Here is a 25,753-nt window from a genome sequence, read left to right on the forward strand (position 1 = left end):
GGATGGGCTGCCGAGGCCAAAGGCGCGGCGGGCGATCTTAGGGCACGGCCCCAAAGACCTTCCACGCCGGCCACACTCCGCCTGACGCGGTCGGCGCGTTCAGCGCTCCAGCACGTAGAGGCCCGGGGCCCGCTCCGTCGGCGCGGTGCGCCCTGCGCCCAGCGACGGCGGCGCGCGGCGGCGCCCGGAGTGCTGGCCGAGCCAGGCGGCCCAGGCCGTCCACCACGACCCAGGTGTCAAGGGCGTCGCGGCCAGCCACTCGTCGGGTGTCAGCAGCGGGTCGGTGGCCTGCCGGGTGTGCAGGCGGTAGCTCGACGGCACCGGGTTGCCAGGCGGGTTGACGATGCCCACGTTGTGGCCGCCGGCGGTGAGCACGAAGGTCTGCTCGGCGTCGCACAGGGCGTTCAGCTTGTAGACCGAGCGCCACGGCGCGACGTGGTCCTGCACCGTGCCCACGTTGAAGACGGGCACGCGGATGTCCGACAGGTGCACCGGCGCGCCCTGCACCCGCCACTCGCCGCGGGCGAGTGCGTTGTGCAGGAAGAGGCCCTGCAGGTACTCCATGTGCATGCGGTAGGGCAGGCGGGTGCCGTCGGCATTCCAGGCCATGAGGTCGCTGATCGACTCGCGCTCGCCGAGCAGGTGGCTGCGCAGCCGGTGCGACCACACCAGGTCGTTGGAGCGCAGCAGCTGGAAGGTGGCGCGCATCTGGCGCTTGTCGAGGTAGCCGCGCCGTGCCATGAGGCGCTCGAGGAAGGCGACCTGCGCCTCGTCGACGAAGAGCGCCAATTCGCCGGGCTCGGTGAAGTCGGTCTGCGCAGCCATCAGCGTCACGGTCTTGAGCGGCGCGAGCCGGGCATGCGTGCGACCCTGCCGCCCCATCCACGCCGCCACGGTGGACAGCAAGGTGCCCCCGAGGCAGTAGCCCGCGGCGTGCACCGAGGCGCCGGGCACGATGCGCGAGATCTCCTGCAGCGCCTCGAGCACGCCCAGGCGGGCGTAGTCGTCCATGCCGAGGTCGCGGTCGTCGCTGCCGGGGTTCTTCCACGAGATTGCGAATACGGTGAAGCCTTGCGCCACGAGAAATCGCACCATCGAATTTGAGGGCGACAGGTCGAGCACGTAGTACTTCATGATCCACGCCGACACCAGCAGCACCGGCTCGGGGTGGACGGTGGGCGTGGTGGGCTCGTACTGGATCAGCTCCATGAGCCGGTTGCGGAAGACCACGCGGCCCGGCGTGATGGCCACCTCAACACCCGGCTTGTAGCGCTCGGCGCCGAGCGGAGGCAGGTCGGCCACCTCGCGGCGCAGGTCGTCGAGGGCGTGCTGCGCGCCGGCCCACAGGTTGAGGCCGGCCTGTTCGGCAGTGCGCTTGAGCACGACGGGATTGGTGCTCACGAAGTTCGATGGCGCCACCATGTCGAGCCATTGCCGTGCAGCGAAGCTCACCATGTCTTCGTGGTGGCGCGTGATGCCGGGCACGCCGGTCGTGGCGTGGTGCCACCAGCGTTGCCACAGATGAAAGCTCTGCGCGAGGCCCCGGTAGGGCATCTGCTGCCAGGCCGGGTCGGCGAAGCGCTTGTCCTGCGGCAACGGGTCGATCACCTTCCGGCCGTGCCACACCGACCAGATGTCGGCCGCCACCTGCGCTGCCTCGCGCGCCAGTTCCGTCTGCTTGGCGGGCGACGCGGCGAGGTTGGTCCACCAGTCGAAGAAGGCGCCCAATGCGGTGGTCGGCGCCACGGTGGTGGGGAAGGGGCTGTCGAGGGGCCAGGTCCGGTCGATCGGCGGGGTGGGCGCGGCGGCGTCGGTCGCGCGGGCGGCGGCCTCGCGAAGCCAGGGGCTGTCGCGCCGCTCGCGCAGGCCGGGCCAGGGGGGAGAAGCGGTCGTCATGTGGCGGTGGGCAAGGGTTGAAGCGGCAGCACCAGGCGCAGGCTGCCGGGGTCACGCCAGCCCTCGTCGCGCACGAAGCCGCGCTCGTGCGCCAGGTCGCGCATGGCGCTGTTGTCGTGCAGCACGAGAGCCACGAGGCGCTGCGTGCCGCGCGCCACGAGGTAGTCGGTGAGCCGGTCCATCAAGAGCGTGCCCAGGCCCTGGCCCTTGAGGTCGGAGCGCACGACGACACCGAGCTCGGCGTCGACGTTGTCGGGGTCGCAGGCGGCCCGTGCCACGCCCAGGATCTCGGGCGTGCCGGCGCCATGTGCATCGATGGCGACGAAGGCCATCTCGCGGTCGTAGTCGATCTGCGTGAGCCGCCCGAGTTCGCTCGGTGGCAGCTCGCGCCGTGTGCTGAAGAAGCGGAAGCGCAGGTCTTCCGGCGACAGGCTCGCCACGAAGGTGGCGTGGATCGCGGCATCCTCGGGCCGGATGGGGCGCAGCTCCAGCGTGCGGCCGTGCCAGGTGACACGCGTGGCCAGCCCCGCGGGGTAGGGCGCGATCGCGAAGCGCGCCGCACCGGCCACGGGCGCGGCGCTCAGGCGCACGCGGGCATCGAGGGCGATGGCGCCGTCGGCGTCGGCCCACAGCGGGTTGATGTCGAGTTCGGCGATCTCCGGCAGATCGGCCAGCAGGCGCGAGACGGCCACCAGCACATCGCAGATCGCATCGAGCTTCGCGGGCGGGTGGTCGCGGTAGCCGGCGAGCAGCCGGGCCACGCGGGTGCGCGAGATCAGGTCGCGCGCCAGCACGCGGTTGAGCGGCGGCAGCGCGAGTGCGCGGTCGGCCATGACCTCGACTGCCGTGCCGCCCTGGCCGAAGAGGATGACAGGGCCGAACACCGGGTCGACGCTCGCACCGATGATGAGCTCCTGCGCATGCGGGCGCGCCACCATCGGCTGCACGGTGAAGCCTTCGAGCTGCGCGTCGGGGCGCTTCGCGCGGATGGTGTCGAGCATCTGCCGCGCGGCGGCGCGCAACTCGTCGGCATTGCGCAGCCCGAGGCGCACGCCGCCCACGTCGGACTTGTGCGACAGCTGCGGCGAGAGGATCTTGAGCGCCACCGGGAAACCCAGGCGCGAGGCTTCGTCCACCGCGGCCTGCGGATCGGGGGGCACCGCCACCGTCTCGACCACGCCGATGCCGTAGGCGCGCATGAGCGCTTTCGCCGAGGCCTCGTCGAGCATCAGCTGAGACTGCTCGATCGCTTTCGCGACGATGGCCCGCGCGGTCTCCAGGGCGGGCTCGGCAACCCCATTGACGGCGGGCGCTTCGAGCAGCAGCGCCTGGTTGCGGCGGTAGGTGCCGAGCATCGCGAAGGCGGCGACCGCCTGCTCGGGCGTGGCGTAGTCGGCGATGCCGGCTTCTTCGAAGACGCGCCGCGCGGGCAACACCGCATCGTCGCCAAGCCAGCACGAGAGCAGCCGGCCGCTCGCCTTCTGCGCCACCGGCAGGCAGGCACGGGCGATGTCGTCGCTGCGCACGATGGCGGTGGGGGCGTGGATGAAGAGCAGCGCGCCGGCGTCGCGCGTGGCGAGCAGGCAATTGAGCGTGTCGACATAACGCTGAACAGGTGCGTCTCCGATGATGTCCACCGGGTTGTGGCGCGACCAGGTGGCCGGCAGTTTCTCGTCGAGCGCGGCCAGCAGGGAAGGGCTCAGGTTGGCCAGGCGCACGCCTGACCGCTCGGCGGCGTCGGCTGCCATCACGCCGGCACCGCCGCCGTTGGTGACGATGGTGAGTTCGTCGTCCTGGTTGTGGCCGAAGCGGGTGAGCGTCTCGGCGGCGACGAAGAGTTCCTGCAGGGTGTCGACCCGCAGCATGCCGGCGCGGCGGATCGCCGCGTCGTACACGAGGTCGGAGCCGGCGAGCGCGCCGGTGTGGGAAGCCGCCGCGGCCGCACCCCGCGCGCCGCGGCCGGCCTTCACCACCACCACCGGCTTGTTGCGCGCGGCGGCGCGTGCGGCCGACATGAACTTGCGCGTCGACTCCACCGACTCGATGTACAGCAGGATGGAGCGCGTGTGCGGGTCGCTCGCCAGGTGGTCGAGCAGGTCGCCGAAGTCGACGTCGGCGTGGTCGCCGAGCGAGATCATGTGCGAGAAGCCGATGCCGCGCGGGCGCGCCCAGTCGAGCACGGCCGTGACCAGCGCCCCCGACTGCGAGACGAAGGCGAGGCTGCCGGCCCGTGCGTCGACGTGCGCGAAGCTCGCGTTGAGCCCGATGCGTGGCGACAGCAGGCCGAGGCAGTTGGGGCCCAGCACGCGCAGCAGGTAAGGCCGCGCGTTCGCGAGCATGGCCTGGCGTGTGTCGCGGTCGAGCCCGGCGGTCATCACGATGGCCGCGCGCGTGCCCAGGCGGCCGAGTTCTTCGATCAGGCCGGGCACGGTGGCGGCCGGCGTGCAGATGACGGCGAGGTCGGGCGGGGCGGGCAGGTCTTCGACGCGTGCGAAGACGGGCGTGTCGCCGAGCGTGCGGTGCTTCGGGTTCACCGGCCACACCGGGCCCGCGAACGCGCCGCCCTGGAGGTTGTTCCAGACGGTGGCACCCACGCTCGCCGGCCGCCCGGAGGCACCGATGACGGCAACGGACCGGGGCTCCAGCAGGCGGTCGAGGTGGCGGATGCTCATCGTTGGGACGTTAGCGCGACATCAGTACCGGCACGGTCATCGTGGCCAGCACGCCGCGTGTCGCGCCGCCGAGCAGGCGCTCCGTCCAGCGGGTGTGCCCGTAGCCGCCCATCACGAGGAGATCGGTGTCGAGATCGGCCGTGCGGGAGAGGATCGCGTCGGCGATCGGCGCCGAGGCCACTTCGTTGCGCACCGTGGCGGTGACGCCGTGGCGGGCCAGCCATTCGCGCAGGGCTTCGAGTTCCGCGTTGGGCGTCGTGTCGGCGAGCAGGCCGTTTTCGCGCCAGGCCGCCACGTCGACGCGGCGCGCCTTGCGCAGGAAGGGCAGGGCATCGGCGATGGCGCGGTCGGCCTCGCGGCTGCCGTCCCAGGCGACGAGGGCGTTCTGGAACGGGGCCTCCACCGTGCCGGCATAGGGAATCAGCAGCGTGGGCCGCGCGTTGAAGAGCACCAGGCGCTCGACCACCGCGCGCCGCATCGTGTAGCCCGTCTCGGCCGGGTCGGGCTGGGTGAGCACGATGAGGTCGTGGCTGTGTGCCTCTCGCAGCAGGGCGTCGGCCGGCTCGGCCTCGAGCACGACCGAGCGGCAGGCGCTGAGCTTGGCGGCCACGCAGGCGGCGTCGAAGGCCTGCGCGGCGGCACGGGCACGGTCGCCCAGCTCGGCCTGTGCCGCCTCGGCCAGCTCGGTGACCACGGTGGCGGCCTCGACCGAGATCGGCAGCTCCACGAGCCCGGTGGGGGCCACGCCGGTGAGGTGGGCCTCGAAGTTGCGGGCGAGGTCGATCGCCACCTTGACGCGCGCGGCGCACAAGGGGTCGTCGTCGAGCAGGACGAGCAGGCTGCGGTAGGTCATGGTGATCTCCTGGCGAGGGTGGGCGGGTGTGGTGTGCAGAGGTTCACACGCTGCTGTGCCCGCGGGCTTGCGCGGGATCAAGTTCGCGGCAGTGGCGCGGCCCGCGGCCGGTGGCGAGGCGGTGCACACAGGCCCTAGACTCGCCCGCATGAATGACCGCGCCATGTCAGGCAGCACGCTTTCGAGGCCACGCGAGCTGGCCCGCCTGCAGGAGATCGTGGCGGTGCTCGTGCGCCATGGCCTCGGCGACGCCGTGCGCCGCATGGGCTGGGCCGACCTGCTCGAAAAAGCCGGCCAGCTCGTGCACTGGACGAGCGCCGCCGAGCTGGCCCGCCTCTCGCCGCCGCTGCAGGTGCGGCGTGCGCTGGAAGAACTCGGGCCGACTTTCGTGAAGCTGGGGCAGATCCTCGCTGGGCGGGCCGACCTCTTCGGCCCCGAGTGGATCGCCGAATTCGAGAAGCTGCACAGCCGCGTGCCGGCGGTGCCCTTCGAGGCCCTGCACGACCAGCTGGTGGAAGACCTGGGCGGCGAGCCGGGGGAGGTCTTCGCCTCGTTCGACCCCACGCCGCTGGCTGCCGCGTCGATTGCGCAGGTGCACCGCGCGCGCCTGCACGACGGCGCCGAGGTGGTGGTGAAGGTGCGCCGCCCCGGCATCCGCCCCGTCATCGAGGCCGACCTGCGCCTGCTGGAGCGGCTGGCGTCGATCGCGGCCAGCCGCTGGCCCGACCTTCAGCCCTACCGGCCGGTGGCGCTGGTGCAGGAGTTCGGCCGCTCGCTGCGGCGCGAGCTCGACCTGGCCAACGAATGCCGGCAGGCCGAGCGCATCGCCGCCAACTTTGCCGAGCGGCCCGAGATCGTGATTCCCAAGGTGTATTGGGAGTGGACGCACGAGCGCGTCAACGTGCAGCAGCTGATCGACGGCCTGCCCGGCGATGCGCTGGAACGCGCCGATGGCGAAGGCCTCGACCGCAAGCTGCTCGCCAAGCGCGGCGCGCAGGCGGTGATGAAGATGGTGGTGGAAGACGGCCTCTTCCACGCCGACCCGCACCCCGGCAACGTCTTTTACCTCAGCGGCAACCGCATTGCCTTCATCGACTTCGGCATGGTGGGGCGGCTCTCGGCGCAGCGCCGCGACGAGTTGCTCAAGCTCATGCTCGGCCTGGTGCAGCGAGACGCCGCGGCCGTGAGCGACGTGTTGCTCGAATGGGCCGATGGCAGTGCCGAAGAAGAAGCCCAGCTGAACGGCGACATCGAAGCCTTCGTCGATGCCTACCACGGCGTGCCGCTCGCGCGCCTGAGCTTGGCCGACATGCTGGCCGACGTGACCGGCATCCTGAGGCGCCACCGGCTGGGCCTGCCGTCCGACCTGGCCTTGCTCATCAAGGCCTTCGTGACGGTCGAAGGCATGGGGCGCGGCCTCGACCCCGACTTCCACATGGCGGCCGAGGCGTTGCCGCTCCTCAGGCGGGCGCTGCGCGCGCGCTACCGCCCGCAGGCCATCGTGCGGCGCAGCTGGCAGTCGATCAACCGGCTGGCTGGCCTGCTCGCGGCCATGCCCGACGACCTGGCGCGCCTGCTGCGAAACGTGCGGCATGGTGGCGTGCAAGTGCACATCGAGGTCAAGCACCTGGAGCGTGTGGGCGACCAGCTCGACCGGGCGGCCAGCCGCCTCACCGTGGGGCTGGTGGTGGCGGCGCTGATCGTCGGCTCGTCCATCGTGATGACGGTGCAGGGCGGGCCGAAGCTCTTCGGCCTGCCGGCGTTCGGCCTCATCGGCTTCGTGGGCGCGTGCGTGGGCGCGGTGTGGCTGCTGCGCTCCATCTCGCGCAGCGGGCGGCACGACGGCAAGTAGTCGCCGCCGCCCGGGCGTGCTTCAAGACTGCTCGCGCGGCGGCGGCACCACCAGCACCGGGACCGTGGTGCTTGCCAGCACCCGCGCCACCACCGAGCCGAGCGCGAGCTGGCCCGCGGGGCTGTGCCCGCGCGAACCCATGACGATCAGGTCGGCACGCCAACGCGTGGCCTGCTCGACGACCACCTCGGCTGCCGGCCCTTCGCGGTGCAGGTACTCGGCCTGGATGCCGTGGTGGTCGAGGAAGGTGCGCACCGGGCGGAACACCTCGTTGGCTTCGGTCGTGTAGCGCGTCTCGATCTGCTTCTCGTCGAGCAGCAGGCGCAGGCCATTCGGCAGTGGCGTCTGCGCGTGCAGCACTGCAAAGCGATGCTGCGGCGAGAGCCACTCCGGGTGGGCACCGAGCCAGGCCAGCATGTGGCGGCTGAAGGAGCTGTCGTCGACAGCGAGCAGGATGTTCATGGACGAGACTCCGTTGCAAGACCGTGGAGGCTCAAAGGTAGGTCGACTCCTGCGGTGGGAGCTTGATGCGGCGCAAACCTCGACAGGCGCGGCGGCTCGTCAGGGCACCAGCACTGCCGCGCCGTCGAACGTGCCCCTGCGCAGTGCATCGAGCGCCTCGTTGGCCCCGTCGAGGGGATACGCCGTGGTGTGCGAGCGCACCGGATGCTGGCGCACGAAGTCGAAGAACTCCTTCGCGTCGGCACGCGTGAGGTTGGCCACCGAGCGCACTTCGCGCTCGCCCCAGAGCAGCGAATAGGGGAAGGCGGGGATGTCGCTCATGTGGATGCCGGCGCAGACCACGCGGCCACCGCGCCGCACCCGTGAGAGCGCCAGCGGCACCAGCGCCCCGTCGGGCGCGAAGAGGATGGCGGCATCGAGCGCATCGGGCGGCGCGGCGTCGGTGCTGCCGGCCCATTCGACTCCCAGCGAGAGCGCAAAGGCCTGGCGTGCGGTGTCGCCGGGGCGGGTCATGGCGAAGACACGCCGCCCCTGGGCCTTGGCCACCTGCGCAATGAGATGGGCCGACGCGCCGAAGCCGTAGAGCCCGATCACGCGCGCGTCATCGCCCGCAGCCTTGAGTGCACGCCAGCCGATCAGCCCGGCGCACAGCAGCGGTGCGGTCTCGACCGGGTCGCCCTCGGGCGGCAGCGGGATGCAGAAGCTGGCGTGGGCGAGCGCGTGCGAGGCGTAGCCGCCATCGCGGCCGTGGCCGGTGAAGACGGCACGCGCGCAGAGGTTCTCGCGGCCACGCCGGCAGTCGTCGCACTCGCCGCAGGCCCAACCGAGCCACGGCACGCCCACATGATCGCCGGCCTGCCAGCCCGTCACGCCGTCGCCGAGGGCCGCGACCGTGGCCACGATCTCGTGGCCCGGCACGACACAGGCGCACGTCGGTGCGAGCTCGCCATCGGCGATGTGCAGGTCGGTGCGGCACACGCCGCACGCCAGCACTTTCAGCAGCAGCTCGCCCCGGCCCGGGCGGGGCACCGGGCACTCGACGAGTTCGAGCGGCCGACCGCTGCCGCGCCAGCGCATGGCGCGCATCGTGGCCGTGGCCGGGGCTTCGGTCACTTGATGGCGATGGTGCGGCTGCCGCTGCCTTCGAGTTTGGGCAGCGTGAGCTTGAGCACGCCGTCTTCGAATTTGGCCGCGACCTCCTTCGCGTCGACTTCGTGCTCCAGCGCGAAGCCACGTGACACCATGCCGGTGTAGGTCTCGCTCAGCAACACGCGCTTGCCTTGCTTCTCTTCCTTCTCGCGCTTGATCTCGGCGCTGATGGACACGAAGTTGTGGTTGACGTTGACCTTGATGTCTTCCTTGCGCGCACCGGGGATCTCGGCCCGCACTTCGTATTGCTTGTCGGTCTCGGTGACATCGATGCGGATGTCGTTGGGCAGGCCTTCGGGCAGGCGCAGGGCGCGGGGAAAGCCGCGGAAGAAGTCGGGGAAGAAATCGTTCATTCGCTCGATGCGGGTCAGTGCATTCATCGTGCTCTCCTGGATTGAAGGATGTCTGCGCGGGCTGGGCACAGCCCTGCAGGGGCCCCGATCTTTCGGCAACTCCGGCGTCAGGAGATTGCGCTTCGTCAAGGCAGCGTGGGGTGCGCGATCGCCGGCCGGCTTGATGCCGGGCAAGCGTGGTGCCGCGTGTCTGCGCGACAGTGCCGCGCATGGGAACGAACCCGTCTTCGTGCGTGGCACGCTGCCGTCGTGTCGTCGCCGCGCTCTTGATCGCGTGGCTGCCGGCGCTGGCGGCCGTGGCCGCGGACGCTCCACTTCGAAGCGACTTCGCCGTGTCGGTGCCGAGGGCGCTCGACCCGCCCGAGATCGTGGTCGCCACCTACGGCGTGCTGCTCGACGATGCGCTCGCCAAGCACGACCTCGTGCTGCTGCGCGAGCAGTTCGTGCTGCTGGTCGACCGCGCGCCGGCCGTGCAGGCGGCGTTGGTGCTCTGGGGTTCCAGCACGACGGGGTGGTCACTCGTCGGCGCCGCGCCGGTCTCCACCGGCCTGCCGGGGCGCTTCGAGCATTTCACGACGCCGCTCGGGGTCTTCGAGCACTCGCTCGCCAACCCGGACTTCCGCGCCGAAGGCACGCGCAACGAGTTCGGCATCCGCGGCTATGGCCGTCGCGGCATGCGTGTGTTCGATTTCGGCTGGGTGGCCGCGCCCAAAGGCTGGGGCGACCGTGCATGGAGCACGATGCGCCTGCAGGTGCACGCCACCGACCCCGACGTGCTGGAGCCGCGCCTCGGCACGGCGCAGTCGAAAGGCTGCATACGCATCCCGGCTGCGCTCAACGAGTTCATCGACGTCAACGGCGTGCTCGATGCCGACTACGACGAAGCGCTCGACGCCGGCCGCACGCTGTGGGTGCTGCGACCCGACCGGCGCCGCCACGCCGCCGCCGGCCGCTGGCTGGTGGTGATCGACTCGGAGGCGCTGGCGCGGCCGGCCTGGGCCATGCCGCCGTGAACGCGCGTCAGGGCGGCACCTTGGCGAGCCCAAAACGCTTGACGAGCTCGGTGCTCGCCGCATACGCCACGACGATGCCCGCCACCGCAGCCGACACGCCGAGTGGCAGCGGCACGAACCCCAGCCATGCCGCCAGCGGCCCGGTGTAGGGCAGCGCGAGCGCCACGAGCGCGACAGCGAGCAGCGCGCCGCTCAACATCGGCGCCGGCGGGCTCGTCCACGCCGGCTCGCGCGAGCGCAATACCACCACCACCGCCAGCTCGGTGAGCAGCGACACCTGGAACCATGCCGTGCGGAACACGGCCTCGTCGGCCGCCAGCACCCACAGCAGCACCGCGAAGGTGATCAGGTCGAAGACCGAACTGGTGAGCCCGAAGACGAGCATGAAGCGCCGCAGCGAGGCCATCTTCCAGGCGCGCGGGCGGCGCAGCTGAGACGCTTCGACCCGGTCGGTCGACAAGGCCATCGCCGGCAGGTCCGACAGGAAGTTGTTGAGCAGGATTTGCGTGGCGGTGAGCGGCAGGAAGGGCAGGAAGGGCGTGGCCAGCGCCATGCTGACCATGTTGCCGAAGTTTGCGCTGATGGTGAGCGAGATGTATTTCAGCGTGTTGGCGAAGGTGCGCCGGCCTTCTTCCACTCCGCGGCAGAGCACGCCGAGGTCGGGCTGCAAGAGCACGATGTCGGCGCTCTCGCGCGCGACGTCGACCGCTTGGTCGACCGAGATGCCCACGTCGGCCGCGTGCAGGGCCGGCGCGTCGTTGATGCCGTCGCCGAGGAAGCCCACCGCATGCCGCGTGCGCTGCAAGGCGCGCACGATGCGCTCCTTCTGCGACGGGTCGACCTCCACGAAGAGATCGGTGCGCGGCGCGAGGTGCCACAGCGACTCGTCGCGCAGGCCGGCGATGGCCTCGCCGGTGAGCATGGCTTTGGGGTCGAGCCCCACCTGCTGGGCGACATGCGCCGCCACATGGCGGTTGTCGCCGGTGATCATCTTCACGCGCACGCCGTGGCGCCGCAACTGTTGCAGCGCCTGGGTGGCACTCGGCTTGGGCGGGTCCGAGAAACTCAGGAAACCCTGCAGCGTGAGGCCTTGTTCGTCGGCGGGCGTCACCTTGTCCTGCTCGATGTGGCGGGTGGCGAGGGCGAGCACGCGCAGCCCGCTCTCGCCCTGGGCCTGCACGAAGCCGTCGAGCCGGGTGCGCCAGGCGCCATCGAGCGCCACCGGGCCGTCGGCTGCCGCCACATGGCTGCAACAGTCGAGCACCTGGGCCACCGCGCCTTTCACCACCATCCAGCGCGTGCCGTCGCGCTCGTCGCAGGCCACGATGGTGAGGCGCTTGCGCACGAAGTCGTAGGGGATCTCGTCGACCTTGCGCCAGCCGGCGGTGCCGAGCGAGTGCGTTTCGCCGGCACGCACGAGCGCTGCATCGAGCGGGTTCTCGATGCCGGTCTCGAAGGCGGCGTTGAGATACGCCCATTGCAGCACCTGCGGCGAGGGCTGGCCCTGCGGGTCGACGGCCGCATCGAGCGTCATCTCGCCCTGGGTGAGCGTGCCGGTCTTGTCGGTGCACAGCACGTTCATGCCGCCCAGGTCTTCGATCGCCTCCAGCCGGCGCACGAGCACGCCTTGCGCCGCGAGCTTGCGCGTGCCGCGCGCGAGCATCACGCTCACGATGGCCGGCAGCAGCTCGGGTGACAGGCCCACCGCCAGCGCCACCGCGAAGAGCAATGAGTCGATCAGCGGGCGGCCGAGCCACTGGTTCATCGCCAGCACCGCGATCACCACCACGAACATCACCCGCAGCAGCATCTCGCCGAAGCGGCGCGTGCCAAGGGCGAAGCGGGTTTCGGGCTCGCGCAGTCGCAGGCCCGAGGCCAGCTCGCCGAGCACCGTGCGCTCGCCGGTCTGCGTGATGAGCACCGTGGCCGAGCCACTGCGCACCGAGCTGCCGAGGAAGACGCTGTTGGTCCGTTCGCGCAGGGCGGCGCCGGCCGCGAGGGGGCCGGCGTGTTTCTCCACCGGAAAGGTCTCGCCGGTGAGGCTCGCCTCGGTGACGAGGAAGTCGCGCGCTTCGAGCACCACGCCATCGGCCGGCACCAGGTTGCCGGCGCTCAGCTCGACCACGTCGCCCGCCACCAGCTCGCGTGCGGGCAGGCGCGTGGGGGTGCCGTCGCGCCAGGTGCGTGCGGTGAGCGCCAGGCGCTTGCGCAGGCTCTCCACCGCCTGCGAGGCGCGCAGCTCCTGCCAGAACCCGAGCGCCGCGCTGCCGGTGACGATGGCGAGGATGGTGGCCGCATCGGCCCAGCTCGTGAGCAGCGCCGAGATGGCGCCGCCGATGACGAGGATCAGCACCAGCGGGCTCGACACCTGGCGCAACGCCAGCCGCCAGATGGCCACGCTGGTGCGCTCGTCGATGGCATTCGGGCCGTGCTGCTGCAAGCGGGCCCGCGCCTCGGCGCTGCCGAGGCCGCTGCGGCGGCTTGCGTGGCGTTGCAGCAGTTCGTCGGCGGGCAGGCTCCAGTCGGGCCGGTTGGCGGTTGAGGGCGCCGACGGGTTCGCGTGGGGATGCATTTGTTGTCGCATGTCACGTTCGGGCACAAGAGGCTCGCCGGCCCCTGCGAGTCACTTAAGCGGCCGTTAAACGAGCCGGCCGACCATGCCGGTCAGCAAGGCGATCCCTTGCGCCACCGACCACCCATCATGCATGCGCGACGCTTACACCACGCTTCAAACGAGACGCACACCTGCCGTCTGGAACTGCACGCACCGGCCTCACCGCGACGCGCGGCGGTGGAGGCCCTGATCCGCAACGTGTACGACCGCCGCTACGGCGCGCAGCCGCCGGCCTTCACGCCGGTGCTGGCGAGCCTGTCGGGCGCGCACGGCGTGGTGGCCGCAGCCGGCTACCGCGCAGCACGCGACGAGCCGCTCTTCCTCGAACGCTACCTCGGCCGACCCATCGAACATTGCCTGCCCCAGACAGCCGGCGAGCACGTGCCCCGCGCGCAGATCGTGGAAGTGGGGCACCTTGCCACCACGCGTGCCGGAGAAGGGCGCCGCCTCATCCACTGCCTCACCCAGCACCTGGTGGACGAGGGCTACACCTGGGTGGTGAGCACCGTCACGCGCGAGTTGCGGGCGCTCTTCCTGCGCCTGGGCATCACGCCGCTTGCGCTCGGTGCCGCCGACCCGCACAAGCTCGGTGACGAGCGCCACCACTGGGGCCGCTACTACGAACACGAGCCGGTGATCCTCGCCGGCCACCTGCCGCAGGCGATCAGCCGGCTCGACGGGGCGCACCGTCGAAGCGCCTCCGACGAGCCGCTGCCATTCTTCACGCCGGAGGGCCAGCCATGAACGTGGGTGCCGATCACTGGGCCCTCGAAGACGAGCGCGTGCGATGGACCGGCGCGCAGCTCGACGAAGCCATCGCCGCCTGCGCTGCGCAGTTGCAGGCGCGCAGCATCGAAGGGCGGCTCGCGACGCTGCTCGACAACTCGGCCGCGTGGGTCGTGCTCGACCGCGCCTGCGTGCGCACCGGGCTCGTGCACGTGCCGCTGCCGGCCTTCTTCACGCCTGAGCAGGTGCAGCATGCGCTCGTCACCGCGGGCGTGGGCACGCTCGTCACCGAAGTGGACGCGGAGGCCGCCGACACCTTCGCCGTGGCCGGCCGCCACCTGCGCCTTGCGCGCCACGCCGCAGCGGCGGTGCCGCTCCCGGCGGGCACCGCGAAGGTCACCTTCACGTCGGGCACCACCGGCGCGCCCAAGGGCGTGTGCCTGAGCGAAGCGGCCATGCAGCGTGTGGGCCTGGGCCTGGCCGAGCGCCTGCAGCCGCTTGGCATCACGCGCCACCTGTGTGCCTTGCCGCTGCCGGTGCTGCTGGAGAACATCGCTGGCGTGCTGGCGCCCTTCGCTGCCGGGGCCACCTGCATCGTGCGGCCGCTGCGCGAGCTGGGCCTCACCGGCTCGTCGAGCTTCGACCCCGCCGCCTTCGACCGCGCGGTGCGCCTGCACCAGCCGCACAGCCTGGTGCTGCTGCCGCAGATGCTGCGCGCCTGGGCCGGCTGGCTGCACGCCACGCGCCAGCGCGCACCGGAAGCGTTGCGCTTCGTGGCGGTGGGCGGCGCGGCCGTCGGCCCCAAGCTGCTGGCGCTGGCGCGCGCGGTGGGGCTGCCAGCCTACGAAGGCTACGGCCTCTCGGAAGCGGCCTCGGTGCAGACGCTCAACCTGCCCGGCGCCGACAAGCCCGGCAGCGCCGGCCGGCCGTTGCCGCACGCGCAACTGCGCATCGGCGCAGGCGGCGAGGTCGAGGTCACGGGCTCGCTGTATCTCGGCTACGTGGGTGGCCCGGCCATGACCGACGCGTGGGTGGCGACGGGCGACCTCGCCTCGATCGACCCCGACGGCTTCCTGCACCTGCAGGGCCGCCGCAAGCACGTGCTCATCACCGCCTTCGGCCGCAACGTGTCGCCCGAGTGGGTGGAGACGGTGCTGCGCGACGAGCCCGCCGTGCTGCAGGCGGTGGTCTTCGGCGAGGGCGAGCCGCAGCTCTGGGCCGTGCTGTGGCCGGTCGACCCGCGTGCCGACGACGCCGCGCTCGACCGCGCCGTGGCCGCTGCCAACGCCACGCTGCCCGACTACGCGCGCATCGGCCGCTGGGTGCGAGGCGCCGCGCCGTTCGATGCGGCCTCGGGTTTCGCCACCGCCAACGGTCGCCCGCGGCGCGATGCCATCGAGCAGCGCCACGCCTCTTCTTCACAGCTTTCGAACCAACCGACATGAGCTTCTACGAACGACTCGCCGCCGACACGGCCGCTGCCCGCAACACCCTGCTGGCCGCACCCATCATCCAGGGCTGCCTGAAGGCCGAGGTGTCGCTGCCGAGCTACCTCGCCTTCCTCACCCAGGCCTATCACCACGTGCGGCACACCGTGCCGCTGCTCGAAGCCTGCCGCGCCGCGCTGCCGCCGCGCCTCGAGTGGATGCGCGCCGCCTTCGACGAATACATCGCCGAAGAGGCCGGCCACGACGAGTGGATCCTCGACGACATCCGCGCCGCCGGGGGCGATGCCGAAGCGGTGCGCCACGGCGAGCCGGGCCACGCGACCGAGGTGATGGTGGCCTATGCCTACGACGCCATCGCGCGCCGACACCCGCTGATGTTCCTCGGCATGGTCTACGTGCTCGAAGGCACGAGCGTGTCGCTTGCGCTCGCCGCGGCCGACCAGATCCAGCAGGCGCTCGGCCTGCCCGACAACGCCTTCAGCTACCTGCGCTCGCACGGCACGCTCGACCGCGAGCATGTGGACCACTACGCGATGCTCGTCGACGGCCTCGACGATGAAACCGACCGCGCCGCGGTGGTGCACGCCGCCAACGCCTTCTTCAAGCTCTACGGCGACGTGTTCCGCAGCCTGCCGATGCCGCGTGCCGAGGTGGTGGCATGAAGGCCGGCGAGGCGCGCGTGCTGCTCACGGGCGCTGCGGGCGGCATCGGCCGCGCCGTGGCCGCACGGCTCGTGCGCTCGGGCGCCTCGGTGATGCTGGTGGGGCGCTCGGCGGCACGGCTCGCGAGCCTCGCGCGTGAACTCGCCGCTTCGGTCGGGGCCGACCCCACCGACGAGAAGCGCCTCGCCTGGCGCGTGGCCGACCTCACCGACCCCAAGGCCCTCGCGCAGCTGGCCGGCGATGCCGCCCAGTGGCACTGCAACGTGCTCGTGCACGGCGCGGGCGTGCCCGCGTTTGGCCCCATCGCCGAGCTGGAGGCCGCGCACCTCAACACGCTCGTGGCGACCAACCTTATCGCGCCCATCCTGCTCACGCAGGCGCTGCTGCCCCACCTGCGCACGCGCACGAAGGCGCAGGTGATCTGCATCGGCTCGGCACTCGGCCGCCTCGGCCTGCCGGGCTTTGCCGCCTACAGTGCCACCAAGTTCGGCCTGCGTGGCTTTGCCGAGGCGCTGCGCCGCGAGCTGGCCGGCACGCCGGTGCGCGTGCAGTACCTCGGCCCGCGCAGCACGCAGACCAACTTCAACGACGCCCGCGCCGAGGCCTACGCGCGCGACACCGGCGCCACGCTCGACACGCCCGAACGTGTGGCCGACGCGCTGCTCGCACTGCTGGAAAGCGAGCGGGCCGAACGCTACGTGGGCTTCCCCGAAGTGATCGCGGTGCGCCTGAACGGCCTCGCGAGTTCGTGGCTCGACGGTGCGTTCCGCAAGCACCGCGACAGCCTTCAACCCCGCAACCGATAGAGAGTGACCTCATGGACAAACTGACCTTCGGCGCCATGGGCGCCTTCGCCCTGTGCCTCCTGATGACGATGGCGCCCACGCGCGCCGCCACCGCCGGGCCGGTGGAAGACGGCGTGGCCGAGATCCAGCGCGAGTGGGCGCAGATCCGCTACCAGCGCCCGCCCGCCGAGCGGGTGCGCCTCTTCGAAGATCTGGCCGCGAAGGCACACCGCCTGAGCGAGGCGCAGCCGCAGCGCAGCGAGCCGCTGGTGTGGGAAGGCATCGTGGTCAGTTCGCTGGCCGGCGAGAAGGGCGGCCTCGGCGCGCTCGGCCTCGTGAAGAAGGCCAAGTCGCTCTACGAAGACGCGATCCGCATCGAAGGCAGCGTGCTCGAAGGCTCGGCCTACAACAGCCTGGGCGTCCTGTACTACAAGGTGCCTGGCTGGCCCATCGGCTTCGGCGACAAGGCCAAGGCGCGCGAGCTGCTGCAAAAGGCGCTCTCGATCAGCCCGAACGGCATCGACGCCAACTACTTCTACGGCGAGTACCTCGTCGAGACCGGCCGCCGCGGTGACGCCGTGGCCTACCTCGAGCGTGCACTGGCCGCACCCGCACGCCCTGGCCGCCAGGTGGCCGACGAAGGCCGCCGCGCCGAGGCCCGCGAACTGCTCGAACGCGCCCGTGCCCATTGACGTGCGAGGCCCGCTCGGCGCGGGCCTCTGCTTACACTGCGCCTCGCGAGGACTCTCTGCGAGGTGAGCATGCGTGTGCTGGTGGTGGAAGACGACGGCCCGCTCGGCGAGGCGCTGGCCGAGGGCCTGCGCCAGATCGGCCATGCGGTCGACTGGTTCACCACCGGCGCCGAGGCCGACAACGCGCTCGGTGTGGCACCGTATGACGCCATCGTGCTCGACCTCGGCCTGCCCGGGCGCGACGGCCTGTCGTGGCTGGCCGAGTGGCGGCGGCGCGCCATCGCGGTGCCGGTGCTCGTGCTGACGGCGCGCGACGCGGTCGAGCAGCGCATCGAGGGCCTGGACACCGGCGCCGACGACTACCTCGTCAAGCCCATCACCATCGACGAACTCGGCGCCCGCCTGCGCGCGCTCGGCCGCCGCGCTGCCGGGGGCCGCGCGCAATCGGTGTGGCAGCACGGGGCGCTGTCGTTCAACGCGTCGTCGCGTGCCGTCGAGTGGTGCGGCCGGCCGGTCGAGCTCACGGCGCGCGAGACGGCGGTGCTGGAGGTGCTGATGTCGAACCCGCACCGTGTGCTGTCGAAGGCGGCGATGCTGGAGAAGCTCTACGACTGGTCGCGCAACGAACCCGAGGGAAACTCGCTGGAGGTGCACATCCACCACCTGCGGCGCAAGCTCGGCCCATCGGTCGTGCGCACGGTGCGCGGCGTGGGCTACGCCCTGGGCACGGCCGAGCCCGAAGCGCCATGACGCTGCAGCGCCGCCTGCTTGTCTACCTGATGCTGTGCGCGCCGCTCGTGTGGGTGGTCGCCTTCGCGATCTCGTTCGACCGGGCGCGCGACGAGGTCGATGAACTCTTCGACACCGAACTCATCCGCCTCGTGCGCCAGGTGCACGCGCTGCTGCCGCCCGATGGCGATGCGAGCCGGGTCTCGTTCGGCGAGCTGCCCAAGATGCCGAAGACCGGCGACGCGAGCAGCGGCGCCGCGGAGATGAACGACTTCGCCATCGCCGTGTGGGACCGCACCGGCCGCCGCGTGCTCGACCATGACGGCAACGGCCTCGAGCACAAGCCCGGGCGCAACGGCTTCGTCAATGAGACCCACGGCGGCGAGGTGTGGCGCGTGTACTACCTGAGCTCCGCCTCGGGCGCGTGGCACGTGGCCGCGGGCCAGCTCGACCATGAGCGCGACGAGCTGGTGTACGACGTCACGCTGAGCCAGCTCTTCCCCTGGATCGTGATGCTGCCGGTGCTGATCGGCGCGATGGCCTGGGCGGTGCGGCGGGCGCTCGCGCCCATGCAGCACCTGGCCTACCAGATCGGACACCGTGGCGCCGACGACCTCACGCCCATCGCCACCGAGCGCCAGCCCGGCGAGCTGCTGCCGCTGCTCGACGCGATGAACGGCCTCTTCAAGCGGGTGGCTGACGTGCTCGCGCGCGAGCGCCGCTTCACCGGCGATGCCGCGCACGAGCTGCGCACGCCGCTTGCAGCGCTGCGGGCGCAGTGGGATGTGGTGCGCCGCGCGGCGCCCGGCCCGTCTCGTGCACACGCCGAGGAGCGGCTGGCCTCGGGGCTCGACCGCATGGACCGGCTCGTGGCCCAGCTGCTGATGCTTGCGCGGGTGGAGTCGGTGCGCCCCGGCAGTGCCGCCCCCGCGAAGGACGAGATCAACTGGCGCAGCATCGTCGAAGAGGTGGTGGCCGACTGCCTGCCGCTCGCCGAGCGGCGCCACATCGAGATCGTTTGCGAGTGGCCGCCCGACGACCGGCGCGCGCTGCCGATGCTCGGCAGCAGGCCGCTGCTGGCGGTGATGCTGCGCAACCTGCTCGACAACGCGGTGCGCTACGCGACCGGACACACCACGGTCAGCATCCGCTTCACCGAAACCGGCCTCACCGTCGACAACGACGCTGCGGCGATCCCGCCCGAGCACTTCGCGCGGCTCGGCGAGCGGTTCCACCGCGTCGAGGGCCAGGCCGAGTCGGGCAGCGGCCTCGGCATCTCGATTGCGAGCCGCATCGCGGCGCTGCACGGCCTGGTCGTGGCGGTGGGCCCGCAGCCGGGCGGGCGGGGCTTCTGCGCCAGGGTGCAGTTCGCGCCCTGAGCGCGCGGCCTTGATCTGGGTCACGGGCTTGCGCCTCAGGCGGCGCATGCTGGGTGTCTCTCAGCTTGCAAGGAGATCGAACATGACCCGCAACGAAGGAAACATCGACCGCGCCGTGCGTGCCCTGGCCGGTGTGGGGCTCATCGGCGCCACTGTGGCCGGCATCATCGGCCCGTGGGGCTGGATCGGCGTGGTGCCGCTCGTCACCGCGGCGCTTGGCTGGTGCCCGCTCTACAGCGCCCTGGGCATCAACACTTGCAGCCTCGGGAAGTAGCGCCTCTAGCGGGTGCCGGGCGCGGCATGCTGCCGCAGCCACGGCACGAGAAAGGCCTCGGAAAACCGTGCGAGGCCCTGGCGGTTGAGGTGGTCGGAGTCGAAATACAGCGTCGCGTCGTCGATGCTGCGTGACTGGTCCTGCACCTCGGCGCCGGTGCGTAGTGCCAGGGCCGCAAGCGCCGCGTCGAAGGCACCTTCGTCGGGGAGCTGGCGGCGAAAGCCCGCCGGCAGCGGCATCTTGAGCAGGTGCAGCGTCATGCCGTGGGCGCGTGCGGTGCCGAGGAGCCTGGCCAGCTCGTCCATGTAGCGCGTGAGCGCGTCTTCCGGTGTGCCTTGCGGGTACAGGTAGGCGATGCGCTTTCGCGTGGCCGTGGCCGATGCGCGCGCCGAGCGGTCGAACTGCGCCTCGCCTTCCCACGCATCGGGTTCGAAACGGTTGCGGTTGTTGATCTTCGAGAAGCCGGTCGTGTAGTCGAGGAGCGCCCGTGGGTCGACCCCGTCTTCGGCCACGTGGCGGGCGAGGCTTGCGGCCAGCGAGGCACGCCAGGGGGTGCGGGCGAGCAGCTTCGCATCGGCGAGGCGGTCTTCGTTCCAGGTGCGCGAGTAGAAGGCGAACGAATCGACCACATACAGCAGGTGGCGTGCGCGGTGGCCCGACTGCAGGTAGTGCTCGAACACCCAGCGGTTGTAGAGCGGCCCGGTGCCGGGGCCGGCGAGCTGAACGAGGCGCTGGCCCGTGGCCTGTTCGAGCGATTCGTTGACGCCGGCGAAGCCGAGCGGCATGGCGTGCGAGGCGCCCAGCACCACCCAGTCGGCCGTGCCCGGCGGCAGCTGCTCGACCCTGAACACGGGGTTGCTGTGGCCCTGGCGCTGCAGCAGCTGCTCGGCCGCTGCGTAGAGCGCGAGGTACAGCAGCAGGCCAATGGTGCAGAAGAGCAGAGCCGGGCGCCACAAGGTCTTCATCGCAGGCTCAGAACTGCATGTAGATGAATTCGCGCGACTGCCAGCGCCCGCCGAGGAGCAGCGCCGCGATGGCGAGGTAGCACACGCCCCAGCGCAGCGCGGTCGGTGCGGCACGCAGCCGCTCGAAGAGGCTCCGGCGTTCATCGACGAGCTCGACGATCAGGAGCCCGGCGATCAGCGCGGCCCCGAGCTTGTGGTCGGCACCGAAGGGGTAGCTCATCGCGAGGCCGGGCAACTCGGGCAGTTGCGTGGCGATGCGCTTGAGCACGAGCCACGCTTCCTCGATCGTCTTCGCGCGGAAGAACACCCAGCTCACCAGCACGAGGTGGAAGGTGAGCAGCACGCGCAGCGTCGCCCACCCGAGGCTGCCGGCCGCTCGCGGAAGCGCGCGCGCGAGCCGCTGCCACAGCGGGCGGGTGGCGACGCCGCCCCACAGGTAGGCGCCGTTGAGCGCACCCCAGACGAGAAAGGTCCAGCCCACGCCGTAGCCGAGCCCCGCATGCCAGAGGCCGCTCGCCAGAAACACGATCATCAGGTTGAGGTAGTGCCGCACCCGGCCGGCGCGGCTGCCGCCGAGCGGCAGGTACAGGTAGTCGCGGAACCAGCGGCCGAGCGAGATGTGCCAGCGTTCGCCCCAGAACTCGGCCGTGCTGCGCGCGAGGTAGGGTCGGCGGAAGTTCTCGATCAGCGGCAGGCCGAAGAGCATCGAGATGCCGATGGCCATGTCGGTGTAGCCGGAGAAGTCGCAGTAGATCTGGAAGGCGAAGAAATACACGCTCACCAGCAGGTCGACGGGCGAGGCGTAGGCCGCGATGCCGAAGGTCTTGTCGACGAAGGGCGCAAGGTTGTCGGCGATCAGCACCTTCTTGACCAGGCCCCACAACAGGAGCTGCAGACCGTGGACTGCGAGTTCCGGGCTTGGGCTCAGGCCCTCGCGCACGCGCGGCAGGAAGGCGGTGGCGCGCTCGATCGGCCCGGCCAGCACCTTCGGGAAGTGCGCAAGGTAGAGCGCGAGCTCGCCGGGGCCGGCAGGGTGCAGGCGGCGCGCGTAGGTGTCGATCAAGAGGCTCGCGGCTGAAAACGCATAGAAGGAATAGCCCGCCGGCGAGGCGAGGCCGAGCCGCGGCAGTGCCGCCCCTTCGACGAGCCGCTCGATCTCGCCGGCCGCGAAGTCGTAGAACTTGAGGGCCGCAAGCGACCCCAGCACGGTGGTGAGCCCGAGCACGAGCCAGGCCGAGCGTGCCGCGGCCTGTGCACGCGCCAGCGCCTGGGTGCACACGAGCACGACGGCGGTCACGCCGCCGAGGTACAGCAGGTTCGCGGGCTTTGCAAAGCCATAGAAGACCCAGCTCGCCAGCAGCAGCACCGCCCAGCGCCGGTCGGCCCGCACGAGCCCGAAGCACACCAGCGTGAGCGGCAGGAAGAGCAGGAATTCGAGCGAGGTGAAGAGCATGGCCGGGCCTCGCGCCGGGGCGCACGCGTCTCAGTAGGTCGCGCCCCCGGCTCGCAACTCTTCGGGCACATCGTCGATGGGGATGCCGCCGTTGATCACGAGGTAGTTCGCCAGTGCCTCGCGCTGGTCGGGCTTGAGCTTGATCTGCACGTGGCTCGGCTTGCCCATCGTCCCGAGCCATGCCTCCTTGGTGCGCTTCTGGGTGATGACAACGGTGATGATGTGGCAGCCCTGGCAGTAGTTGAGCGCGAAGTCGCGCCCGTCGGGCGGCAGGGCCTTCGCCCAATTGGCCTGCGAGGGCGGCGACGGCGCCTTGAGGCCGGATTGCGGCATGTTGGCGGCGAGGTAGTCGGCCAGCGTGCGCACCTGTTGCTCGTCGAGCTTCTGCAGGCCGGCGATGGCCTTGTCGTGGCCGCGCAGGTAGGCCACCCACTCGTCGCGGCTCTTCTTGCCCGAGAGCACGGCGTTGAGTTCGGCGTCTGCCGGCCGGCTGCCGAAGACGCGGGCGAAGAGGGTGCGGCCGCCGTCGGGGATGAAGTCGAAGACGTCAGCCGCCAGCGCGAAGAGCGGCAGCGCGAAGAGCGGCAGCGCGAGGGCCAGTGCGGCGGCGGCGCGAGCGGTGGGTTTCACGGCGGTTCTCCTCGCGGTTCGTGTGGCTTCGCTGCGCTCAGAAGCGCAGGTCCTTCGGTACGTCGTCGGTGTTCATCGGCATGTTGATCGCGGAGTAGCGCGCGAACTCCTCGCGCTCCTGCGGCGTCATCTTCAGCTCGCGGTGGAAGGGCGAGAGGAACATGTTTCGCCAGCCCTGCACGTCGCGCCGCTGGGTGAGGTGGCTGGAATAGAGCGAGTGGCAGAACTGGCACTGCTGCCAGGCGAGTTCACGGCCGTCGCGCGGCAGCACGTCTGCGAGCTTGCCCGGCTGGAGCGAGGCGAGGGCCTTCTCGGGCAGCGGCATGTTGACGCTCAGGTAGGCCGCAAGCGTGGCCTTCTCGCGCGCGCCAGCCGGCACCGCGCGCCCGGCGACGAAGGCCTCCCACTGCGCGTCGGTGTTGCGGCTCGACGCGATGCGGCGGAACTCGTCGACGCCCGGTTGTGCGCCGAGCGATTCGAGCAGTAGCGTGCGGCCGCCCTTGGGCATGAAACGCTCGTCTTCGCCCTGGGCGTTGGCGACGGCGAAGGTGATGAACGCGAGGATCAGCCCGAGTGCAAGCCACCCCAGCACGCGCATGCCGAAGAGACGCCCTGTTCTCACGACACGTTCCTGACGGCCGGCGCTTCGCCGTAGTCGAACACCGCCACCTCGACGGTGCGCACCGCCTGCTCGGCGGGAAAGCCGCCACCCCGCAGGATGTCCAGGCCGATGGCGGTGCGGTCGTCGTAGAACTGGTCGCCGCAGCGCTCGCACACGAGTGCCGGGATGCCTTCCACCACGACCAGGCGATCGTCATGCCAGAAGGCCGAGCGCACGCGGCTGGCGTGCACCTCGGCGCTGCCGCACGACATGCAGCGAAACGAGGGCGCGGCTTCGCCTTCGGGTTCGAACGGGAGTTGCATCTCCATCGGCTCACCCCACCAGCTTCTTGGCCGCGTTGACGATGTGGGTGGCGTTCGGGCGCATCCAGAGGAACATCTCGGGCGATGCCGGGGGCGCCGCGTCGGGGAAGGCCACGCGGTTGAAGCGTGCGCCGTTCACGTTCTCGGCCACACGCGCGATGACCTCGGCGCCGGGGCACAGCGTGTAGTACGACTGGTCCACGGTGAGCAGCCGCTTGGTCTTCTGCACCGACTTCACGAGCGTCTCGGTGTCCATCGGCTTCAGGCTGCGCAGGTCGATCACCTCGACCTTCATGCCCTGCTTCTTCAGTTGCTCGGCGGCATCGAGCACCTCGGGCATGCCGCCGCCCGAGCCGACGATGGTGATGTCGCTGCCGGTCGAGCGCACCGCGGCCTTGTCGAGCGGCACGGTGTACTGCTCGTCGGGCACCTCGTCGACCAGTTCGCGCAGGCCAGCGGCGTAGAGGAAGCACACCGGGTTCGGGTCGCGGATGGCCGAGACCATCATGCCCTTGGCGTCGTACGGCGTCGACGGCACCACCGTCTTCACGCCGGGGATGTGGGCGTAGTAGGTGTCGATTTCGTAGTCGGAGTGCTGGCCCGCGAAGCCGGGCGTCTGCCCGGTCATCTCGAGGATGAAGACCACCGGCATCGAGGCCACGCCGCCGGTCATCCCGCGCAGCTTGCCCACGTGGTTCTGGATGATCTGGAAGCACATGCAGTTGCCCTGGTAGGGGATGTAGGTCACGGCCTTGCTGCCGGCCAGGCCCGCCCCGAGGGTGGCCGCGGCCATCCACATCTCGTCGATGCCGGTGTTGACCACGCGGTTGCGGCCGAACTCCTTCTCGAGGTTGATGACGGGCTTGCCGGGGTTGGACGAAACGGGCGGCGTCAATTCGAAGATCCAGACCATCGCCGGGTCCTGTCGCATTTCGTACTGCACCGCCTCGAGGACGGAATACATGAAGCTCTTGCGTGCCATGGTGTTGTCTCCTCAACCGAATTGGCGGGCCGCCACCGAGCCGGTGGTGTACACGTGCTTGAGCCCGTCTTCGGGCTTGCAGAAGGGTTGCTGGTCGGCCCACGCGAAGGCGTCGATGGCCTCCTGCTTGGCCGCCGCCTCGATGCGGTCGGCGCGTGCGCGGTCGAGCACACCCCAGCTGATGAGCACGTTGCGGCAGATGTCGACCGGGTCGCGCTGCATCCACTCGCGCACCTCGCGCTCGGGGCGGAAGGTCGAGATCGCCAGCGGGTCGTAGCCGAACGCGCCCAGCTCGCCCGGCTTGGCACCGGGCGCTCCCCAGTGGTTGTAGTAGCGGTAGGTCTTGGCTTCGATGAGCGTCGGCCCTTCGCCGGCACGGGCGCGGTCGACGGCGGTCTTGGCGGCGTTGTAGACCTGGAACACGTCCTGCCCATCGACCACCACGCCGGGGATGCGGTAGGTGCGCGCCGCATCGGCGATGTCCTTCATCGGGCACGAGTACGAGTAGTGCGCGTACTGGTGGTAGAGGTTGTTCTCCAGCACGTAGATGAAGGGCAGCTTGAGCAGCGCGGCGTTGTTGAGCGCGGCGTGGAAGTGCGGCGTGGCGTAGGTGCCGTCGCCTGCGAACACCACCGACACCTGCTTGCTGCCGCGCGCCTTGAAGGCGAAGGCCGAGCCGGTGGCGATCACATGGCCGGGGCCGATCATGCCGTCGGCGCCGATGAAGCCGCAGCTCTTGTCCGACAGGTGCATCTCGCCGCCGTAGCCGCCGTTGAGGCCGGTGGCGCGGAAGTCGTTCTCCGCAGCCATCTTCTTCATGTCCACGCCCTTGGCGATGGCGTGGCCGGTCGGGCGGTGCGAGCTGTAGACGAAGTCGACCTGGTCGAACGAACCCTTGTTGTTGAGCGCGGAGCACACGCCCACGGCCACCGCTTCCTGGCCCGCGTAGAAGTGGTTGTAGCCGCGGTACTTGGTGTCGGTGAGCATCTTGTCGACCATGGTCCGCTCGTGCCAGCGGATGCGCACGATGTCGGTGTACATCTGGACCAGCTTGTCGCCGGGCAGGTCCTTCGCCCAGTAGCCGATCTCCTGCGCCCACGCGCTCTTGTTCAGCAGCGATACCGCGGCGCCTGCGCCGGCCACGGCCTTGAAGAAGCCGCGTCGATTCGAAGGCAGCAAGCCTTCGGCGGAGGGAGGCGCGTCGTGCGGCGCCCCCGTGGGGGTGGTGGCATCTGTCATG

24 protein-coding genes are annotated in these 25,753 nt (G+C 70.8%); 10 read left to right on the forward strand and 14 right to left on the reverse strand.

Going from position 1 to position 25,753, the window contains the following annotated elements:
• Positions 1–99: 99 nt before the first annotated feature.
• Genes RXV79_RS11160 through RXV79_RS11170 form a run of 3 tightly spaced genes read right to left on the reverse strand, consistent with a single transcriptional unit; the run spans position 100 to position 5,421 of the window.
• Complete coding sequence (locus RXV79_RS11160) at positions 100–1,896, reverse strand: PHA/PHB synthase family protein (protein WP_316703494.1); 1,797 nt, start codon at positions 1,894–1,896, stop codon at positions 100–102.
• Positions 1,893–4,568: a bifunctional acetate--CoA ligase family protein/GNAT family N-acetyltransferase gene (locus RXV79_RS11165; RefSeq protein ID WP_316703495.1), complete on the reverse strand. Its 2,676-nt coding sequence runs from the start codon at positions 4,566–4,568 to the stop codon at positions 1,893–1,895. The genes RXV79_RS11160 and RXV79_RS11165 overlap by 4 nt, the downstream gene beginning before the upstream one ends.
• Positions 4,569–4,578: 10 nt before the next feature.
• Positions 4,579–5,421, reverse strand: coding sequence for a universal stress protein (locus RXV79_RS11170; RefSeq protein WP_316703496.1), 843 nt, complete (start codon positions 5,419–5,421; stop codon positions 4,579–4,581).
• A gap of 148 nt (positions 5,422–5,569) precedes the next feature.
• On the opposite strand from RXV79_RS11170, the gene RXV79_RS11175 reads away from it, so the two are divergent.
• Complete coding sequence (locus tag RXV79_RS11175; protein ID WP_316703497.1) at positions 5,570–7,273, forward strand: ABC1 kinase family protein; 1,704 nt, start codon at positions 5,570–5,572, stop codon at positions 7,271–7,273.
• Positions 7,274–7,294: 21 nt separating this feature from the next.
• Here RXV79_RS11175 and RXV79_RS11180 read toward each other — a convergent pair whose 3' ends face one another.
• The 3 genes from RXV79_RS11180 to RXV79_RS11190 all read right to left on the reverse strand — a co-directional run bounded on the left by RXV79_RS11180 (position 7,295) and on the right by RXV79_RS11190 (position 9,264).
• Positions 7,295–7,735, reverse strand: coding sequence for a universal stress protein (locus RXV79_RS11180; RefSeq protein WP_316703498.1), 441 nt, complete (start codon positions 7,733–7,735; stop codon positions 7,295–7,297).
• A 99-nt stretch (positions 7,736–7,834) separates the two neighbouring features.
• Entirely contained in the window at positions 7,835–8,821 is a 987-nt protein-coding gene (locus RXV79_RS11185; protein ID WP_316704077.1) for a zinc-dependent alcohol dehydrogenase family protein, read from the reverse strand.
• Positions 8,822–8,844: 23 nt separating this feature from the next.
• Positions 8,845–9,264 (reverse strand): Hsp20/alpha crystallin family protein, encoded by a 420-nt coding sequence (locus tag RXV79_RS11190; protein WP_316703499.1) that lies wholly within the window; start codon positions 9,262–9,264, stop codon positions 8,845–8,847.
• A gap of 182 nt (positions 9,265–9,446) precedes the next feature.
• Between RXV79_RS11190 and RXV79_RS11195 the strand changes: the two genes are divergently transcribed.
• Positions 9,447–10,250 (forward strand): L,D-transpeptidase, encoded by an 804-nt coding sequence (locus tag RXV79_RS11195; RefSeq protein WP_316703500.1) that lies wholly within the window; start codon positions 9,447–9,449, stop codon positions 10,248–10,250.
• Positions 10,251–10,257: 7 nt separating this feature from the next.
• Here RXV79_RS11195 and mgtA read toward each other — a convergent pair whose 3' ends face one another.
• Complete coding sequence (gene mgtA, locus RXV79_RS11200; protein ID WP_316703501.1) at positions 10,258–12,822, reverse strand: magnesium-translocating P-type ATPase; 2,565 nt, start codon at positions 12,820–12,822, stop codon at positions 10,258–10,260.
• 129 nt (positions 12,823–12,951) lie between these two features.
• Between mgtA and RXV79_RS11205 the strand changes: the two genes are divergently transcribed.
• From RXV79_RS11205 to RXV79_RS11240, 8 genes are all read left to right on the forward strand, one after another.
• Positions 12,952–13,608 (forward strand): thermostable hemolysin, encoded by a 657-nt coding sequence (locus RXV79_RS11205; RefSeq protein WP_413816679.1) that lies wholly within the window; start codon positions 12,952–12,954, stop codon positions 13,606–13,608.
• On the forward strand, positions 13,605–15,035 hold the full coding sequence (locus tag RXV79_RS11210; protein WP_316703502.1) for an AMP-binding protein: 1,431 nt from the start codon (positions 13,605–13,607) through the stop codon (positions 15,033–15,035). The genes RXV79_RS11205 and RXV79_RS11210 overlap by 4 nt, the downstream gene beginning before the upstream one ends.
• A complete protein-coding gene (locus RXV79_RS11215; protein WP_316703503.1) occupies positions 15,032–15,700 on the forward strand; it encodes an iron-containing redox enzyme family protein in 669 nt (222 codons plus the stop codon). Before RXV79_RS11210 ends, RXV79_RS11215 begins: the two co-directional genes overlap by 4 nt.
• Positions 15,697–16,506 carry an SDR family oxidoreductase gene (locus tag RXV79_RS11220; RefSeq protein ID WP_316703504.1) on the forward strand — a complete coding sequence of 270 codons (810 nt, stop codon included), beginning with the start codon at positions 15,697–15,699 and terminating at the stop codon, positions 16,504–16,506. Before RXV79_RS11215 ends, RXV79_RS11220 begins: the two co-directional genes overlap by 4 nt.
• Before the next feature lie 11 nt (positions 16,507–16,517).
• Complete coding sequence (locus RXV79_RS11225) at positions 16,518–17,177, forward strand: tetratricopeptide repeat protein (RefSeq protein ID WP_316703505.1); 660 nt, start codon at positions 16,518–16,520, stop codon at positions 17,175–17,177.
• Between the two features lie 69 nt (positions 17,178–17,246).
• A complete protein-coding gene (locus tag RXV79_RS11230) occupies positions 17,247–17,927 on the forward strand; it encodes a response regulator (protein ID WP_316704082.1) in 681 nt (226 codons plus the stop codon).
• Positions 17,924–19,285 carry an ATP-binding protein gene (locus RXV79_RS11235; RefSeq protein WP_316703506.1) on the forward strand — a complete coding sequence of 454 codons (1,362 nt, stop codon included), beginning with the start codon at positions 17,924–17,926 and terminating at the stop codon, positions 19,283–19,285. Before RXV79_RS11230 ends, RXV79_RS11235 begins: the two co-directional genes overlap by 4 nt.
• 82 nt (positions 19,286–19,367) lie before the next feature.
• Complete coding sequence (locus RXV79_RS11240; protein ID WP_316703507.1) at positions 19,368–19,559, forward strand: YgaP family membrane protein; 192 nt, start codon at positions 19,368–19,370, stop codon at positions 19,557–19,559.
• A 5-nt stretch (positions 19,560–19,564) separates the two neighbouring features.
• Here RXV79_RS11240 and RXV79_RS11245 read toward each other — a convergent pair whose 3' ends face one another.
• Genes RXV79_RS11245 through RXV79_RS11275 form a run of 7 tightly spaced genes read right to left on the reverse strand, consistent with a single transcriptional unit; the run spans position 19,565 to position 25,752 of the window.
• Positions 19,565–20,524 carry a hypothetical protein gene (locus tag RXV79_RS11245; RefSeq protein ID WP_316703508.1) on the reverse strand — a complete coding sequence of 320 codons (960 nt, stop codon included), beginning with the start codon at positions 20,522–20,524 and terminating at the stop codon, positions 19,565–19,567.
• Positions 20,525–20,531: 7 nt separating this feature from the next.
• Positions 20,532–21,977: an MBOAT family O-acyltransferase gene (locus RXV79_RS11250; protein WP_316703509.1), complete on the reverse strand. Its 1,446-nt coding sequence runs from the start codon at positions 21,975–21,977 to the stop codon at positions 20,532–20,534.
• A gap of 30 nt (positions 21,978–22,007) precedes the next feature.
• Positions 22,008–22,607 carry a hypothetical protein gene (locus tag RXV79_RS11255; RefSeq protein WP_316703510.1) on the reverse strand — a complete coding sequence of 200 codons (600 nt, stop codon included), beginning with the start codon at positions 22,605–22,607 and terminating at the stop codon, positions 22,008–22,010.
• Between the two features lie 37 nt (positions 22,608–22,644).
• On the reverse strand, positions 22,645–23,229 hold the full coding sequence (locus RXV79_RS11260) for a hypothetical protein (RefSeq protein WP_316703511.1): 585 nt from the start codon (positions 23,227–23,229) through the stop codon (positions 22,645–22,647).
• Entirely contained in the window at positions 23,226–23,537 is a 312-nt protein-coding gene (locus RXV79_RS11265) for a YgiT-type zinc finger protein (protein WP_316703512.1), read from the reverse strand. The genes RXV79_RS11260 and RXV79_RS11265 overlap by 4 nt, the downstream gene beginning before the upstream one ends.
• Positions 23,538–23,541: 4 nt before the next feature.
• Positions 23,542–24,513, reverse strand: a complete 972-nt coding sequence (locus RXV79_RS11270) for an alpha-ketoacid dehydrogenase subunit beta (protein WP_316703513.1) — start codon at positions 24,511–24,513, stop codon at positions 23,542–23,544.
• 12 nt (positions 24,514–24,525) lie between these two features.
• Complete coding sequence (locus tag RXV79_RS11275) at positions 24,526–25,752, reverse strand: thiamine pyrophosphate-dependent dehydrogenase E1 component subunit alpha (RefSeq protein ID WP_316703514.1); 1,227 nt, start codon at positions 25,750–25,752, stop codon at positions 24,526–24,528.
• Position 25,753 lies beyond the last annotated feature (1 nt).

Source organism: Piscinibacter gummiphilus, assembly GCF_032681285.1.
GTDB classification, from domain to species: domain Bacteria; phylum Pseudomonadota; class Gammaproteobacteria; order Burkholderiales; family Burkholderiaceae_C; genus Rhizobacter; species Rhizobacter gummiphilus_A.